The 16,293-nt window shown below is 49.7% G+C and carries 17 protein-coding genes; 4 read left to right on the forward strand and 13 right to left on the reverse strand.

What is annotated here, in order from left to right:
• Nucleotides 1-4: 4 nt before the first annotated feature.
• Both E5987_RS01340 and E5987_RS01345 read left to right on the forward strand, forming a co-directional pair.
• Nucleotides 5-1,219, forward strand: a complete 1,215-nt coding sequence (locus E5987_RS01340) for an ABC transporter permease (RefSeq protein ID WP_160334285.1) — start codon at nucleotides 5-7, stop codon at nucleotides 1,217-1,219.
• Nucleotides 1,209-2,486, forward strand: coding sequence for an ABC transporter permease (locus tag E5987_RS01345; RefSeq protein WP_160334286.1), 1,278 nt, complete (start codon nucleotides 1,209-1,211; stop codon nucleotides 2,484-2,486). Before E5987_RS01340 ends, E5987_RS01345 begins: the two co-directional genes overlap by 11 nt.
• A 118-nt stretch (nucleotides 2,487-2,604) precedes the next feature.
• Here E5987_RS01345 and E5987_RS01350 read toward each other — a convergent pair whose 3' ends face one another.
• From E5987_RS01350 to E5987_RS01400, 11 genes are all read right to left on the reverse strand, one after another.
• Nucleotides 2,605-2,784, reverse strand: a complete 180-nt coding sequence (locus tag E5987_RS01350) for a hypothetical protein (protein WP_160334287.1) — start codon at nucleotides 2,782-2,784, stop codon at nucleotides 2,605-2,607.
• Between the two features lie 191 nt (nucleotides 2,785-2,975).
• Nucleotides 2,976-3,236, reverse strand: coding sequence for a hypothetical protein (locus tag E5987_RS01355; RefSeq protein ID WP_160334288.1), 261 nt, complete (start codon nucleotides 3,234-3,236; stop codon nucleotides 2,976-2,978).
• A gap of 244 nt (nucleotides 3,237-3,480) precedes the next feature.
• On the reverse strand, nucleotides 3,481-3,771 hold the full coding sequence (locus tag E5987_RS01360) for a hypothetical protein (RefSeq protein WP_160334289.1): 291 nt from the start codon (nucleotides 3,769-3,771) through the stop codon (nucleotides 3,481-3,483).
• A gap of 7 nt (nucleotides 3,772-3,778) precedes the next feature.
• On the reverse strand, nucleotides 3,779-3,934 hold the full coding sequence (locus E5987_RS01365; RefSeq protein ID WP_160334290.1) for a hypothetical protein: 156 nt from the start codon (nucleotides 3,932-3,934) through the stop codon (nucleotides 3,779-3,781).
• The gene (locus tag E5987_RS01370; RefSeq protein WP_160334291.1) at nucleotides 3,913-4,554 is read right to left on the reverse strand and encodes a peptidylprolyl isomerase; all 642 of its coding nucleotides are present in this window, start codon (nucleotides 4,552-4,554) and stop codon (nucleotides 3,913-3,915) included. The genes E5987_RS01365 and E5987_RS01370 overlap by 22 nt, the downstream gene beginning before the upstream one ends.
• A gap of 186 nt (nucleotides 4,555-4,740) precedes the next feature.
• On the reverse strand, nucleotides 4,741-6,636 hold the full coding sequence (locus tag E5987_RS01375; RefSeq protein ID WP_160334292.1) for a YadA family autotransporter adhesin: 1,896 nt from the start codon (nucleotides 6,634-6,636) through the stop codon (nucleotides 4,741-4,743).
• A 1,119-nt stretch (nucleotides 6,637-7,755) separates the two neighbouring features.
• On the reverse strand, nucleotides 7,756-9,105 hold the full coding sequence (gene rimO, locus E5987_RS01380; RefSeq protein ID WP_160334293.1) for a 30S ribosomal protein S12 methylthiotransferase RimO: 1,350 nt from the start codon (nucleotides 9,103-9,105) through the stop codon (nucleotides 7,756-7,758).
• A gap of 7 nt (nucleotides 9,106-9,112) precedes the next feature.
• A complete protein-coding gene (locus E5987_RS01385; protein WP_160334294.1) occupies nucleotides 9,113-9,448 on the reverse strand; it encodes a rhodanese-like domain-containing protein in 336 nt (111 codons plus the stop codon).
• Nucleotides 9,441-10,025 (reverse strand): hypothetical protein, encoded by a 585-nt coding sequence (locus tag E5987_RS01390; RefSeq protein WP_160334295.1) that lies wholly within the window; start codon nucleotides 10,023-10,025, stop codon nucleotides 9,441-9,443. Before E5987_RS01390 ends, E5987_RS01385 begins: the two co-directional genes overlap by 8 nt.
• Nucleotides 10,000-10,776, reverse strand: coding sequence for a peptidoglycan editing factor PgeF (pgeF, locus tag E5987_RS01395; protein ID WP_160334296.1), 777 nt, complete (start codon nucleotides 10,774-10,776; stop codon nucleotides 10,000-10,002). Before pgeF ends, E5987_RS01390 begins: the two co-directional genes overlap by 26 nt.
• Nucleotides 10,777-10,780: 4 nt before the next feature.
• Nucleotides 10,781-11,959 carry an RluA family pseudouridine synthase gene (locus E5987_RS01400; RefSeq protein ID WP_160334297.1) on the reverse strand — a complete coding sequence of 393 codons (1,179 nt, stop codon included), beginning with the start codon at nucleotides 11,957-11,959 and terminating at the stop codon, nucleotides 10,781-10,783.
• 17 nt (nucleotides 11,960-11,976) lie between these two features.
• On the opposite strand from E5987_RS01400, the gene E5987_RS01405 reads away from it, so the two are divergent.
• Complete coding sequence (locus E5987_RS01405) at nucleotides 11,977-12,807, forward strand: outer membrane protein assembly factor BamD (protein WP_160334298.1); 831 nt, start codon at nucleotides 11,977-11,979, stop codon at nucleotides 12,805-12,807.
• A 63-nt stretch (nucleotides 12,808-12,870) separates the two neighbouring features.
• Entirely contained in the window at nucleotides 12,871-13,422 is a 552-nt protein-coding gene (locus E5987_RS01410; RefSeq protein ID WP_202074517.1) for a hypothetical protein, read from the forward strand.
• On the opposite strand, the gene E5987_RS01415 is transcribed toward E5987_RS01410, so the two are convergent.
• Both E5987_RS01415 and E5987_RS01420 read right to left on the reverse strand, forming a co-directional pair.
• Nucleotides 13,419-15,419 carry a DNA repair helicase YoaA gene (locus E5987_RS01415; protein WP_160334299.1) on the reverse strand — a complete coding sequence of 667 codons (2,001 nt, stop codon included), beginning with the start codon at nucleotides 15,417-15,419 and terminating at the stop codon, nucleotides 13,419-13,421. The genes E5987_RS01410 and E5987_RS01415 overlap by 4 nt on opposite strands.
• A gap of 26 nt (nucleotides 15,420-15,445) precedes the next feature.
• Nucleotides 15,446-16,210 (reverse strand): hypothetical protein, encoded by a 765-nt coding sequence (locus tag E5987_RS01420; RefSeq protein ID WP_160334300.1) that lies wholly within the window; start codon nucleotides 16,208-16,210, stop codon nucleotides 15,446-15,448.
• Between the last annotated feature and the right edge of the window lie 83 nt (nucleotides 16,211-16,293).

The raw sequence follows: 16,293 nt of genomic DNA on the forward strand, positions 1-16,293 counted from the left end.
CATCATGATTTCTCCGATTAAATGGTTCGAACTTGTCGCCGCAGTAGCGGCCCGAGAGGTCAGACAGCTCATCAGCAGACCGCAGGAAATTATTTTTTGCGGTTTTATGCCGGTCATTTGGGTTCTGATTGTCTGGGGCCTCTTGTACAACGGCGTCATTACCGATGTACCTGTCGCTTATGTCGACCACGACAATACATCGATGAGCCGTGAAATCGGAAGAGCGCTGGATGCGGACAGAACCATGGGACTCGTCACGTACAACAGCCACGATGAAGCGCTTGCCGCACTGAAGCACGGCTCCGTTTACGGCATCATTGAAGTCCCTGAGGGCTACATGAAGGAGCAGTACAAAGGGACCGGCTCCTCGCTGTCGGTTTATCTGGATGAAAACCGCTATGCGGTCGCAGGCACAATCCAAACCTCCATAGCCACGATTATGAGTGCGATGACGCTACAGAATATGGCCAAGGTGACGCTTCTTACGGGAAGCGGCGTAAGCGGCGCAGAGCGAATTGTTTCGGGTGTTCATTCGGACTTTTACGCGCTCGGCAATATGCAGTTCAGCTTCCTCGCCTTTTTAGGCAGCAACCTGATGCCCGGCGTGATTATGCTTGCTGCGGTTCTCTCCTTTGTAACGGCTATCGTTCGGGAAGTCTACCTTTACCGAATCAATGAGTGGATGGATACCGCGCAGCACTATGTGACCGCAGCGCTTTGCGGCAAACTCCTGCCCCACTATTTCTTCTATTGTCTGGTCATTCTCGCCTACATCGGATTATTTGCCGGAGTAAGCGGATTTACCGCGCTGAAAGCCTCAAGTTTATTTATTTGGTTTATCTGCGGTGCGGCCTGTCTGCTGGTTATGCTGACATGCGCCATTCTGATCTGCGGGATTGCTCCGACCTGGCGTTTTTCGCTGGTGGTGGCTTCCGGCTTTGCCGCACCCGCACTGCCTTTCACCGGCTTTTCGATGCCGCTTGACTCCATGAGCGACATTGCAAGGACGTTCTCTAAGTGTCTTCCGCTGACTTGGTTCATCGAAGGTCAGACGCAGCAATGGACTCTCGGTGCAGACATTTGGGATATGGGAACCACGTTCGGTGTTTTTCTTCTGATGATATTTATTCCTCTGATTCTGGGTATTCCGGTCTTCAGATGGAAATACCGGATATTTGCAAAACGAGAATTAGAGGCGGAGGCCGATCATGTCAGCTAAACATCCAAGCCTCTTTGACAGTTTTCTCTTTACGCTCAGACAGTGCGTCAGTAATTTAGCCTGCGCGCCTTTCTTTTGTTTTGCGATCTTCTTCTATTCCTTCTATTACTGCTGGCCTTACATGGAGCAGCTCCCCGATCACCTAAACATTGTGGCGGTCGATGAGGACATGACGCCTCTTTCCCGCAGGCTCATCCAAGAGCTAAAAGCCTCTCCCTCCGTTCATGTGGAGTTTCAGGCTGCCGATCAGAAGGAGGCAGAACGCATTATGCGCCAGGGCGGCGTCAGTGCGATTCTGATCATTCCTCCGAATTTTGAGCGTAACACAGTCCGCGACATTCCGACAGCACTTGTGCTCGTTTCCAACGGCGCGTTTATCGTCAAAGCCAGGGTGTCTATGAACGGTGCGGCAGGTCCCCTTCAGGAAGTTGTGACCGGCGCAATAGCCGGGCATCTGCTCGAGCACGGAATACCGCTTGATAAGCTTGCCCAAGTTAAAAATCGTGCACCGGCGTTTGTTTTCCAACCGATGTTCAATACGGTTAACGGCTATTTGAACTTCACGGTACCGATTGTCTTTGTCATCATTATTCAGACCGTCTTTACCGCGGGCATCGGCATGCTGCTCAACGATTGGTTCTGGCGCCGAAAGTACCCTTACGCACTGGCGCTTGCGATGCGAAGCTTCCCGCATTTTATTGCGATGTATCTGCCTTTCTTTATTCTGGCCTTTCTCTGGACCATGTATATCGAGGGTGCATCATTTGCCTTCCACGGCGTCAACGCGTTCAGAAACGTGCCGGCAACACTTGCCGTCTCGGCGGTTTTTAGTTTTGCGATTACATCCATGGCGGTCATGATTGCGGCGCTGTGTAAGCGCCTGCGCTATATCGTTCAGATTATTGTTCCGACTTCCATTCCCTGCGTATTTTTATCCGGCAATCTTTTCCCCTGGCAGAATTTCCCGGAACCGATTTTGTTATTCAGCAAGCTGCTGCCTTCAACGCCGGCCGCTGGCGCCATGCTTCGCGCTTCGCAGGCAGGCGCGACAATCTCAGAAGTTGTATTCCCCTACCTCGCCCACTTGCTGTTACTCGGCATGATATTTTTCACAGCCGCAGTATTGATTCTCAGGCGCTATGCAAACGATGAGCAGTCTCTGGCTCAGATTAAAGATCTGAGAGACGGAATACAGAATGAGAGGCTTGAGAAAGAGCTGACACCCAAACAGCTTGGAAAAATTCTCGGCCATGTTCCCGACGCCTAAAGTATCAGCGAACGCAAAAAGACCGGCTTTGGTAATCAATGAAACCACCAAAGCCGCTCTTCTACTTTTCTGAAGACCCCTCGGTCAAATCAGATACAAAAAACACTCTCTTCGAGCACTAGCCCATTTCTAGTCCTAATCCGAGGAGATCGCAAATACCCAAAGCCATTACGACAAACAGAATAAGCAACAGCACGAATGTGACAACCCGCATGCGCTTTGTGACGACCTGGAAAATAAGCCATGCAAAGCAGCAAAGACACACGACAGCCCACAGGATTGTAAATACGATGTTCATAACACCCGCCTCCTAAATATCTATTGGCTCAGTTTAGTCAGGTCATTAAGAACAGAATCAAATAAATAATCAAATTAAGCACTGACAGAAGAGCCAAATCAAGGTTTCGTCGGTACTAAGGCAAACTTCTATATCTGTCGTCAACGTTCGACATCTAATTGTTTTGAAAAAATTATTCGAAGATCCGCAGCCTATCGTTTTTCAATCAGTTCGTGATTTTCGTAGTAGAGGACTTTACCTTCGTATTCAGGATGATTCGCAAGAAATCGCTGACAAGGCCTCACCTGACGCGTGACTTCATTAAGAACGCCGACATAGAAGCGCTTTGCCGACCGAGACTGACGACGTACAGGATCCCATACATTGCGATAGCCATATACGTAACGCTTCGAGCCCCTTTTGTATGTGGAAAGACGATAATGATCATCCGGTAATGTTTTTGGACGTGCCATAAGATGATTCCTTTTAGAATGTGTCACTGCGAGGAGGCAGTCCATTTGTATTCTTCGCTCTGATACCCTTAGGCCTCAATATTTAAATTTCCGAGGCCGCAAAAAAATGAGCTTGCCTCCGTCCTGGTGGAAACAAGCTCCGGCCTTCTAAATACCTGAGGATATATTTACAGAAACGTACGGCCTAAGTACTACACGAGAAACAAATCAAACTCTTTTTGCTTCACGACTGCCTTCTCAATCTCTAATTCAATGCCTTTGTTTCTGACGGTTTCCTGCTCAAACGCTTCTTCTGCTCTTTCTGCCTCTGCTCACTCTCTGTCGTCTTAAACACCAGAGAGACCGCTGCAACCTCAGAGAGCCGAACCATTAGAAGAGGATCCGAAAATATGAACAATTTCTCTTTTGATGCGCCCTCGCTCAGACGAAACTCATCCAGAAAGCGGCCAAACTCCGATACCACACGATCGCTCTCACTGCTATTGCAAACGCAGAGCGTCTGGCCGTTTCTCATCAGCAATTTAAGTTCCTGCATATGTGACCTACTTTCTAGCAGGAAGAACCGTCTTCGCTTTTCTCTTCTCGGATGATGCCTGCTCTATTTTTGCTCCGCGGAACAAGCTGTTCAGGTACGCCGCGCTCTTTTGCTGTACCGCTGTCGCCTGAACCTGAGTCTTTATCTGATCAAGAGGCGGCATCGGCACCACTCGGCTATCCTCCAAGCGGAAAATCTGATACCCATCGGCTGCTTGTACAGCTGACCCTTCTTCAATCCTTTAACCGCATTGGCAAAGCCCGGGATATTGACTTTACTTACCGCGGTAAACGGCAAAAGACCTCCGTCAGCGGCGCTCGCCTTATCCAAAGACTTCTCTTTGGCTAGCTTGTCCATCTTCTCTCCGATCTCGATTAAATACAGAAGGTCCTTAGCTTCCTTTTCCGAGTCCACAAGAATGTAGCGAATCTGCACCTCATTGGGATTGTGCTGTCGTTTCAGCGCTTCATAAGCCGCTGACAGCTCCTGATCCGTTACCGGATGCTTCGATAAGTAGCTATTCACCAGAGCTTCTCTATAAATTCGGTTCTTGCTCTCGGCAATCTTTCTCTTAACCAGAGGATCTCGCTCCAGCTTCTGACGCCAAGCCACCTGGCCGATAATCTTCTCCTCCGACAGAATCTGTCTTGCCATTGTCAGCTGAGCCTCCTGACCCTTTATACCTTTCTCTTTGGCCAGCAGCTCCATCAGCTCTTTCTGTTCTGCCGCCGATATCGTCTGACCGTTTATTTTCAGCGCTGTCTGCGCCAACGCCGTTGACATACTCGCTGCGAGTAAACATAACATGACCACTTTTTTCATAATCTTTATTCCTTTGACAGACAGCATCCTCAGAAGAATGTCAAAGATTCCACCTTAGGGATAGCCGCGAATTTTGTATTGAATTTCCTCTATGGAGCGGCGCAGTGCGGATAAACTCCGCACTGACGCCGTTTCACTTAGTTCTCTTTAGAACTGATAGCCGGCAGAGAGTGTGCCGCCAAAGTTTCCGCGTGTATCCACAGAGGCTGCGCCTTTGAAGACCCAGTTGCGGTCATTTGTGGCATGCGACAGACCGAGCGCAAAACCGCCCTGACCGTGGTAAGTACCTGCGGACATCGCAAGAATCGACTTACCGGGCATATACGCCTGAGGCAGGTTGCCCACAGCCATCGCCATTGCAACACCGGCTCTCAGATCACGATCCACATCATGAATCTTGCTTCTGAGGCTGTTAGCTGTGCTGTCAACATACTGTTTGTTGGCCGCGTCTGTTGCCGCGATCGGAGCGCCAACGTTCTGAATGCGGTTTCCGCCCATGTTGACGTTGTTCTGCTGAAGAGTGATCGCCTGATTACCTTCTCCGGCAGCAATTGTCACAGCGCCGCTGGCACCGACATTGATACCGTTTTCGAAAGTACCGTTCATGGCCGCCTGCTGAGCGGCAGTCGGAGTCCAGCCGCTGGAGCCGCCCGATGTACCACCTGTCGAACCGCCAGTAGAACCACCTGTCGAGCCACCGGTTGAACCGCCAGTGTTGCCTGTGTCTCCCGTGTTTCCGGAATTAGCTAAAAGGTTCTTCAGTTCCTGAGTCGTTGCAATCTTCACGACCGCTCCGTTCTCACCGGCGGTTACTTCAGTTGTGAGATAACCATCTTCTCCAAGGAAGGTGATTCCCTGATCGAGACCAACCTTAACTGATTCAACCGCTGCTCCGCCCGATGTCGGACCGCCGCTGAGGAGAATACCGTCACTCATAGTAGCCACTCGTCTAACCGTCCCATCGGTATCGGTATACGCTAAGCGACCAATATTATCGCCTTCGGATTGAGAAGCAGCTCTTGCGGAAGTGCTGGCGGCCTCAAATCTTAAGCCAATTCTCGTAGGCTCAACTCCGTTCTCCGGATCACCGGGATCGGCCACCAGATCAATCGTACTAACTTTTGTCTGACCAGAGACCAAACCCTGAACCTGATTGTTAACTTCCTTTAACTGAGCAACGTTGACTGCGTCGTTGTCTTCAGAACCGGCGGCTACACCTGTGAGCTGGCGGTTGAAAGTAACGGTTTGAGTATTTCCTGTACCGTCATCAGCTTCGTAGCTGCCGCCAAAGGAAACTACGCCATGATTCACATCTGCCTGCCAAACAGATTTATCCGTTACGCCTTCACTTGGCATAAGATATCCGGTAGGAGCGGCTCCATTCGCGTCAAGTCTGGATGTGGCAATTGAGTTAGCGCCGATTGCCACCGCTCCCTTAGCTCCTATCTGAACCTGAGAATTCGCACCAAAGGCCGATCCTGCGTTAGCCATCACCTTGCCGCTGTCACCTAACACTGAGGCATTGACTGCATTAACCGCGGGGGTGGAGCCGTCTTCGCTGGCCGGAATCTCAATGCTTGAACCCTGACCGAAAACAGAAGACTGCTGCAGAGATTTCAGCTGAGCGACGTTAACCGCGTCGTTGTCCTGAGAACCGGCGGCTAGACCTGTCAGCTGACGGCTCACAGTGTCGGAACCAATAGAAACTACACCTTGAGTCGAAGTCCACTCTTTAATGGTTTTATCTCCAACATTGCCAAAAGAGACCGCTTCAGTAAGCTCTGTTCCATCAGAAGAAGTTCCAAAGGTGCCGGCGGCGCGAGTGGCGGTTGAATAGCCACCCAAAGCTACTCCACCATTGACAGAGGCACTTGTAGTCCGACCTAATGCTATAGCGCCAGCCTCTCCGGTCCCGCTTGTTCTGGCGTCATAACCAATTGAAAGACCGTAAGTTGCCGAGGCCGACGCATTACCACCAATAGCGACTGCTCTATACCCTGTCGCAGTTGTTGGCTCAGCGGCTACACCTCCCCCAATTGCCATAGATCCGGTACCTCCGGTCCCTCCTCCTAACTCAGTACCAGCGTAAGCAAAACTCCCATACAGGGCATTTGCGCAAACAACTGCAAGCAAAGACAATTTAAATTTATTCATACAAAAATACTCCTAGGAATTAAAAGCAGCCTAAGAACATCTTTCCTCAGTTCTTTAATCTGATAGGTGCTCTTTCGGCCACTGACTAACAAACCCGTTTGCACGGGATTCTTTCAGTGCTGAACTAACGCACCAATTCTCAAATTCGAACCAAAGCTGAATAAACAAAAACCTCCGACAGCCCGATCCATTTGAATGGACGAACTTATCAGAGGTCTTTTTGTGTCATTCCAAGCGCTTCTATCGTTTTCTGAAGCTTGAAATGTCGTATTTAAAGCGATTACAGGTACAGCAAAACCGTCCTCAAAATTGAGACGACGGTCTAAAACACTGCACGAATTTTTCTCTGTAAAAGAAGAAGTTATACCACAATCAGCGCAACGCTGCTGGGGAGGGGTAGATGAGTTTTTCGAGGTTGCTGTTTCGCATTTCTTTCTCGTTTTTAGTTTGATGAAATCATTCTAAACATACTTCTGACCGTTGTTCAAGCGAATTTGATTAGGATTTTCCATAACAAAATGAAATACAGCCTTCTATACCACAGTATAGCTTCGTTAAAAATTATTTAAATTTTATTCCCCTTTTTATAATTATATTTTTTAGTATAGGGTTATTTATAATTTACTATCGCTCTGCTGAAGATGCTCCCAAGTACGGGAGTCCTACCCCTTTAGCTCACAATCATCTTATTCTCAATATCTCCTCCTGGCAGTTTTATCTGTCTGTTGACCTTGCACACGAATCTAACTCGCGTGTCTTCAAGAGTCCTTTTAGGTATTCCGCTCAAGCTTCCTGCAATTTTTCTAGGACAAAAGCAAGACACTTATAAGTTCTTACGACTCCATGCACAAAGTCGCTCTTTACTAACTTAGCCATCTATTTGCCTGTTCTCCGACTACCTCTCCCATATATAAAGTACATAGTTGACCATTACTGTAACTTAACCAATAAGTTACAAAAGAAAGGCACCACCCGGTACCTATATAAAACCCATATTGGATTTCCGGATTATCGCTGTTCGCCGTCAGCTATCTCTGCAAACAGGTCATAGTCGGAAGAATCTGTAACACGCACATCAACGAAGTCACCAGGCTTAACGCTCGGATTGCCTTCTATGAAGACCAAACCGTCAATGTCCGGAGCATCCGCCGTCGAACGGGCTGTGGCTATGCCGTCTTCGTCCGCCGCTTCATCGACCAGCACCCGAATCGTGCGGCCGACCTTCTCTGCTAAAAGTTCACGCGATATCTGCTCCTGAACTTCCATGAAGCGCGCCCTTCTCTCCTCTCTGACTTCCTTGGGCAGAGCCCCAGGCAAATCATTTGCCGCGGCGCCTTCAACCGGAGAATAAGCAAAGCAGCCGACTCGGTTTAATCGAGCTTCTTTCAAGAAGTCCAAAAGATATTGGAATTCCTCTTCCGTCTCACCGGGGAAACCGGTAATAAAGGTCGAACGTATGGTGATATCCGGACAGATCGCCCTCCAGGCATTAATACGCTCCATGTTGTACTCACTTCCGGGACGCTTCATTGCCTTCAAAATCCTCGGATGCGCATGCTGGAACGGAACATCCAGATAGGGAAGAATCTTTCCTTCGGCCATCAGCGGAACAATCTCGTCAACCGAGGCGTAGGGATACATATAGTGCGGTCGAACCCATACGCCAAGTTTGCCTAATTCTTCAAACAGTACCTTGATGTTGGTTTTAACCGCACGGCCGCCAATGAAATCAAGCTTGTATTTCACATCCTGGCCGTAAGCAGCAGTATCCTGCGCGATCACCAAAAGCTCTTTAACGCCGCTTTTAACAAGATTCTGAGCCTCGCGAATAACCGAACCGATCGGACGAGACACTAAGGGGCCGCGAAGCGACGGAATAATACAGAAGGTGCAGTGATGATTGCATCCTTCGGCGATTTTTAGATAGGCATAATGCTTCGGCGTAAGAAGAACTCCGCCCGCGGGAACTAAATCGCCAAACGGTTCATGAGGACGCTCGAGGTTTTCATGCACCAGTCTAAGCACCTCATCGGTCTGCTCAGGACCTGTAACACCCAGAAGCTTCGGAAATTTATTCGCAATAAAATTTCCCTCTTCCGTCTGCTTGCCGCCTAAACAGCCGGTCACGATCACCTTTCCGTTTTCACTGAGTGCCTCCGAAATCGCTTCAAGCGATTCCTGAACCGCCGCATCAATAAAACCACAGGTGTTCACAACCACAAGATCGGAATCTTTGTATGTGGAACTAATCAGATAACCCTCTGCCCGAAGTTCGGTGACAATTCTCTCGCTGTCAACCAAGGCTTTCGGACAGCCCAAAGAAACAAACCCCACACGGGGCGGACGTTTAATGTTCATTAATTTATTACTTCACTAAAGGTCGGTTCAGAGTTTTTGAAGCGGCTTCATAACCGCCAAGATTTTTGACGTTCTTATAACCCATCTCTTCGAGCATCAGTTTTGCTCTGCCTGCTCGAGCGCCGGATCGGCAGTACAGCTGAACTTCATCGTCTTTGGCGATATTCATCGCTTTGAACTTTTCAATAAAGTCGGGCGATCTGAAATCGTCCGTAAGTGAGCCTTCGACACGCCCGGTTTCCTGAATTTCAGCAGGCGTGCGAATGTCAATCGTAAATGTTTTAGCTTCAGCTGCCATCATGGCTCCCGATAACAATGCAAACAAAACAAGCTTTCTAATCATAGTGTTTCCTCGCTTCATCGATATAAGTTTTCACTAGAGTGAGTACATGATTGAAGTTCTCGGCATTCGTCCAGAGCGTTAGCTGACCGTGAAGTCCTGCCTGAAGCACAATCCTTCTCATATTCGGAGAACTTTGAACAGAAACAATTTCCCCCCAATCGAGAACTCGGCTTCGGGAAGAATGGTTATTCAAATAAAGCGACTTCTTCAGCCCAATCATCGTGCAGAAAGTTCCAAGCAGAAAACTGACGAGCCCCGCCAGCGGAGAAGCTGTGGATCGAAACTCACTTGAAACACCTTCTGAATCCAGCCGGTAATAGATCTGACGATGCGGCTGAAGCGTAAGAAGCATCCAGCCCACAAAAAGCGCATCCAGCGGAACAATCAGAAGCGTCCAATAAGAATCCAATACCAGCTGCGGGTTTAAGAGAGCCAAAAGTACCAGAATCAAGACAAAAGCCAAAACTGCCAGGAAAAATTTGATCGGCGTTATGAGCTTAAATCCGGGCTGAACGTAATACCACGTCAGTTCCTCGGAAGCGTTTCGAGTATTAAAGTTTGTAGATGAATGCCCCATGTCTGCCTGTCCTGCCGCTTCTGCGGTAGCTGTAAAAACGTTTCGGATCGCTGAAAGTGTCGAGACCGCAGTCGTATACCTCGCTGACTCCGCTTAGCCTGAGCGCCTCCCGAACAAAGATAGAGAGATCCAAACGCATCGAGCCGTCTGCTTTTTTCTCAATCGCTTCGCCGCAAACGCCGCTTAATTTTGAATTCCTATAATAATCCGCGACATCCTCGCGAATCTCAAAACTTTCCTTACGAATATGCGGTCCGATCCAAGCCATAATCTCCGCACTGCTGTCCTCCAGCTTGCCGCTCATCGCTTCGACACAAGCCTGAAGCACGCCGTCGGCCAAACCTCTCCAGCCGGCGTGCGCCGCTGCGACCGCTTTTCCATTCTTTTCGCAGAAAAGCACGGGAACGCAGTCCGCGGTCATGACAACGCAGGGAACCTTGGAATGTGTCGTGAACGCGGCATCAGCCTGCGGGGCGTCTTTAACCTGATCCGCCTCAAGAACGATTGTCGAATGAATCTGACGAAGCCAGGCGGCTTCCGATCCGATCATTTCAGTCACCATCGCACGGTTGGCCTTAACCGCGTAAGGACTGTCCTCGACATGATCACCGAGATTGAGACCGTTAAAACCGTCCTCTGCGCCGTACGCGCCGGCTGATAAACCGCCGCTTCTCAGCGTGAAAAAAGCTTTCACATTTGCGGGTGCGGGCCACTGCGGCACCAGCACCTCTAATTCGGGTTTGCTTCTCATACTTCTACTCGTTTGTTCTTTCAATCTTCCAGAGATCAGAATCTTCTTCGTCTTCATCCCCGAAATCAAAATCATCCCAGGAAGAGATTCTTCCGATTTCCTCAGAGGCGGCTGTTTCTTCTTCTGCCTGCCACACCGGATCGCCAAACACCTGCGAAGGTTCATCCCAAGGCCCGAACTGAAGCTCCTCCATCAACGCGATAAAGTCCTGCGGCGGCTCTGCAAACCACTCCTGAGGCTCGCCGGTACGCGGATGAATTAAGCCAAGCCGACTCGCATGCAGGGCCTGACGATTAAATGAATTAAGCACTGAACCGTCTTCCTTCGGCTTCGGAAGCTTATTGCGGTAAAGCGGATCTCCGATTAAAGGGAAACCTATAGATTCCATATGAACTCGGATCTGATGGGTCCTTCCTGTCTTAAGACGGCAGGCGACCCAAGAGAACGGCTTACCTTTAATTTCTGTACTCTGAATGCACTTGATGTGTGTGCTTGCGGGTTTAGCGCGACCGCCCGCGCCTACGCTGAAACGCAGCGGATTACGCGGATCGCGTTCAATCGCGCTGTCGATCACTTTATCTTTTGGCGCAATACCTCGGGTCAGCGCCCAATATTCGCGCTTAACGGTCCGCTCTTGCAGCTGGCGCACCAAATCAAGCTGAGCGTTCTCATTCTTAGCCACGACCATCAGACCGGTGGTATCTCGGTCCAATCTGTGCACGATACCCGCACGCGGCAGCGATCTGAAAATCGGATCGTAGGCAAGCAGGCCGTTGAGAAGTGTATCGTCCCAGTGCCCGGCCGCCGGATGAACCACGAGACCGGCCGGCTTGTTGATGACGAGAATGTCCTCGTCCTCGTAAACGATATCAAGGACCATCGGAACCGCTTTGAACGCAAGATCCTCCGCTCTCGGTGTCAGCTCCACCCGGACAGAGTCCGAGAAAACCAGCTTATGACGGGGCTTGATAACCGCTTCGCCGTTCACTTGGACCGAACCCTCTTCAATCAGAGTTTTTAGACGCGACCTTGAAACCTCCGGAAGATTGGCGGCGAGCACTTTGTCTAAGCGCTCTCCGTCCTGATCAATTCCAACCTCAAGTGTTTTTATTTTTGAGATTTTTCCCGCTTCTTGTTCGTCAGAGGCCTCACTCTGTCTATAATCTGTTAATTCAGTATCCATAATTAATATCTAAACCTATGTCTCGTACTCGTCAGTCTTTGCTTAGACGCACCCTCGCATGTGTCTGTCTTGGTTCCGTTATTTTAACGACTGCTTCATGCGGTATGTTTAAAGGAATTGAAGATCCTACGGAAGGCTGGACAGCCGACAAGCTTTATGTAGAAGCGCGCGATAACCTCAATGAAGGAAACTACGAAACCGCCCGCGACTACTACCAGAAACTTGAGGCCCGCTATCCTTACGGACGTTATTCACAGCAGGCCATGGTTGAAGTCGCTTATTCCTACTATCGCGAAAACGAACCGACAGAAGCGATCGCCAACTGCGACCGCTTCCTCAGACAGTATCCAGAACACCCGCTCTCACCCTACGCGTTATACATCAAGGGTCTTGCTACGCTTGACGAAGACACAGGCTGGATGAGCTTCCTCAACCGTCAGGACCTTTCCAAGCGCGACGCTCAGGCTGCCAGAGACGCCTTTGATATCTTCAAAGACCTTGTCCTGCGCTTCCCGAACAGCCGTTACGCCCGTGACGCGCGCGAAAGAATGCATGAACTCGTAGAAGCTCAGGCTAAATACGAAGTCAATACCGCTAAGTTCTACTACGATCGTCAGGCCTATATCGCAGCAATTAACCGTGCCCAAATCGTGCTGAGAGATTTCCAGACTTCTCCCCAGGCCAACGAAGCTCTGCTTATCATGAAGAACTCTTATGAGAAGCTCGGCATGGGAGATAAGGTCAAGGACGTGGAACGCGTGATTGACGCGAACCAAAACCGCGCTTCGTTTGAAACCTACCAGCGAGCCGAAGAATATAAGGCCGCAGGTGTTCCTGTTCAGGACTAAAATTTTTCTGAACTTATTATCGATATCAGAGAGCGTGTCCTGACGCGCTCTCTGTTTAATATTTTGCTGAATAGAAGTTTGATTTTTGCGGCGATCGCCGCGGTGCTTGTTTCCGGATGCAGAACCATCCCCGAAATCCCCTCGCAAATGACCTGCGATGATTTGGATTATCTTGCCGAGCAGGCAATGAAGTCCAATCGTCTTCCGTTTTTCACGACGCAGGTTAAGTATCCGGGAGATTGGCGGCCCTATGCTCCTAATCGATGGATTCAGGAAGGCAGCCGAAAACAGGTTCGCGAACTTAGGAAAGACTATCTTCAGATGGAAATTCTTGAAGTCGGCGACAACATCAACGATCAAACGCCATATCGTGTGCGGGTTCTTGTAAATACCTGCCGTGACGCGTCTAAGAAGCCTCAGGGAGAACTTCTTCTGATCAACTATCTTAAAGACGCGCCGGGCAAATTCTCCCAAAAGGTTCCCTTCAGCTTCACAGGTCAGGAGCCGCAGGATTATCTCGGCCGCCTTGTCTGCGGCTACCAAAAGCTTCCGGATGTCGACCGGGAACAGGAAATGGCTCAGCGCTGGCTTCAGTGCCGACAGCCGAAGAATTAAGATTTTTCCTTGCGCATTGCCGCCATCTCTTTAACGAAATCAAAGGCGACATCCATCCTCGTGGTGCGCGCAAAATCCGGAAGACTCTGCCAAATCACTTTCCCGTAATTTCGTCTGGTCAGCCGCGAATCACAAATCATCAGCATGCCTAAATCTTTATGATCTCTGATCAGGCGCCCCGCTCCCTGCATCAGATGCATGGTCGCCTGGGGAATAGAAATCTTTTTGAACGGATCTTCTCCCTTAGCGGTCACGAAATCGCATTTACCGTCAAATACCGGGTCGCCCGGAGGCGGGAAGGGAATTTTGTCGATGATCACAAGAGACAGCACGTCTCCTTTAATATCCACACCTTCCCAGAAGCTCATGGAACCGACTAACACGGCGCTGCCCGACTCTTTGAACTGCCGCAGAAGCTCCTGCTTAGGCGCCTCTTTCTGAACCAGAATCTTTAAAGGGAGATCGTCACGCTCGGCGTAGTAGCGCAAATGTTTACCGATCGTCTCCATGGCGCGAAGCGTCGTGCACAGAACAAACGCTCTGCCTTGATTCTCTTTGATAAACGGCCAGATTTTTGCGGCGACTTTATCCGGAAAATCCTGCACACCCGGCTGAGGAATGTCATCCGGAATATATAAGAGCGCCTGACTCTTGTAATCAAAGGGACTGTCCCAATGCTTTGTTTTCGCATCTTCCAGACCCATTTCTTCGACGAAATGATCAAAGTTTCCGTTCATCGAAAGAGTCGCGGATGTCAGCACCCAAGGCTTGCCCTGACTGTCGCGCGCCGAGTTCAGTTTCTCAGAAAAAGAAATCGGAGTCGCGTTGAAGTTCATGGTGCTTTTTCGAAGCGTGAACCAATGAATAATGGGAACTTTACTGTCGGTCTTTTTACCGGAAAAAACGTCCGTCCAGTACTGCAGACTTTCGACAAATTTAGCGGAACGCTCATAACAGGACTCCGCTTCCGCAGATGCGTCTTTGCTCTGCAGAAGAGCGTCTGACAAGTCCGCCATCGATGACAGGAGCCTCTGCATCGGTTCAACAAGTAAACGGGCGTCCGAGAACTTGCTTATCGCGATCGGCTTATCCGTATCTTGCAGGATATTGGTTGAGGTCAGAAGCAAGTCTTTCATGCTTTGATCGACACTCTTGGTCAGCTCTTTCCACTGAACAACGATTTCTCCGGAAAGAGTACCCGCTGCAACCAACACATCTTTCAAAAAAGAGTTGATCTCAGATAACGAAAGCTTCTCCGCGAAAAAATCACTGCAGATGTTCAGAAGCTGGTGCGCTTCGTCAATCACAACCAAATCAAAGTCCGGCAGAAAATCTGTGATCTGATTGTCCTTAAGGGCGATGTCCGAGAGGAACAGATGGTGATTGATCACCAGAATATCGGCTTCCTTGGCTTTTTCTCGGGCCTTCATCACAAAGCAGTCTTCGTAATGTTCGCACTTGTTGCCAAGACAATTATCCGCGGTACTCGTCACTTCCGGCCAAATACCGGAGTCTTCCGGTACGTCGACAATATCGCCTCTTTCTCCGGTTTCGGACTGCTGCGCAAAGCGCTGAATCTTCTGCAGATGCACCACCTCTTCGCGCGATTTGGCGGCATTCTCTTCACAGGCGTGTTCTAAACGAAGTTTGCAGATATAGTTCGCGCGGCCCTTCAAAAGCGCGATACGCGCACCCATGCCGAGCGCTTTTAAAATCGCAGGAATATCCTTGAAATAAAGCTGATCCTGAAGCGTCTTTCCCGCAGTGGAAACCAACACTCGGCCGCTGTGCAGCAGCGCGGGAACAAGATAAGCAAAGGTTTTCCCGGTTCCGGTACCCGCTTCCGCAACCAAACTTTCTCCGGTTTCAAGCGCTTCGGCCACGGAACACGCGTACTCTATCTGAGATGCTCTCGGAACATAATTCTCCGTCGCTTTTGACAGAGGACCGTCCTTAGCGAAAACCGCCTCAACTTGCTTACTAAACTGCCCTTCCATTGAGGCAATACTCCTTTAGATGTTTCTTAGGGATTGAGCTGATTAACCAGTCCCTGAGCTTTCTGCTCTTCACGCAGTTTGAGCTGACGTTCATATTCAGCGGCCTTGGCTTCACGCTTGCGAATATTTTCAATCTTGCGTTTCTCGGCTTCGGCTCGGCGTTTTGCGCGCTCGTCAATACGTTCCTGTTCGGTCTCGGAGGGCGGTGTCGGAGCCTTCTCTTCCTGCTCTGCAACACGTTCCTGATGCTTGATTTGTTTCTGTTCAAAAGCCTCTTCGTTGGCCTTTTCTTCTTCCGCGCTCAGCGTTCTGTCCGGTCGGGCTTCAGCCGGTTTTCTCGAGGACGGTGTTGTTTTTACCGGCTGCTTTTTCTTCGCTTTTGCCCGCTCGGCCGCTTCAGCTTCAATGCGCTCGTTCTTCGCGGCCTGTTTCGCCTCATTTTCTTTGCGTGTCTTTACCGCTTCGTCGGATCGTTCCTTGCGTAAGAAATCGCGCGCAACGAGCCAAACCTGCCTCGCTTCCTGAATATGCGTGTAACGCTCCTCACGAACGCTGTCGAGGCAGTAGGTCACAAAAAAATTCCGGTAGCAGGCCTTTTTTTCGGCTTCGTACCAGTCGTCCCAAAGGTTTTTTTCATGCTCGTAAGCCTGAATGACCTCACGAGCTCTCTGTGCGTTTGTAATCGTATCGGGAGGATAGCGGTCCGCAAATGGTGTGTTGGTCGGATAGTCTGCCGCATGAGCGTTCAGACATAAGCTTCCGAGCAAAAGCAGTAAGTGGGCTATCTTCATCTTCTCTCCGATGGATCCGAATACATTATTTATAAAAATCAACCGATATTGTGCACGAATACAGCAGCTCGGTTGCGTAAAAA

Origin of the sequence: Parasutterella muris (genome assembly GCF_009767915.1) — a bacterium.
GTDB classification, from domain to species: Bacteria; Pseudomonadota; Gammaproteobacteria; order Burkholderiales; family Burkholderiaceae_F; genus Parasutterella; species Parasutterella muris.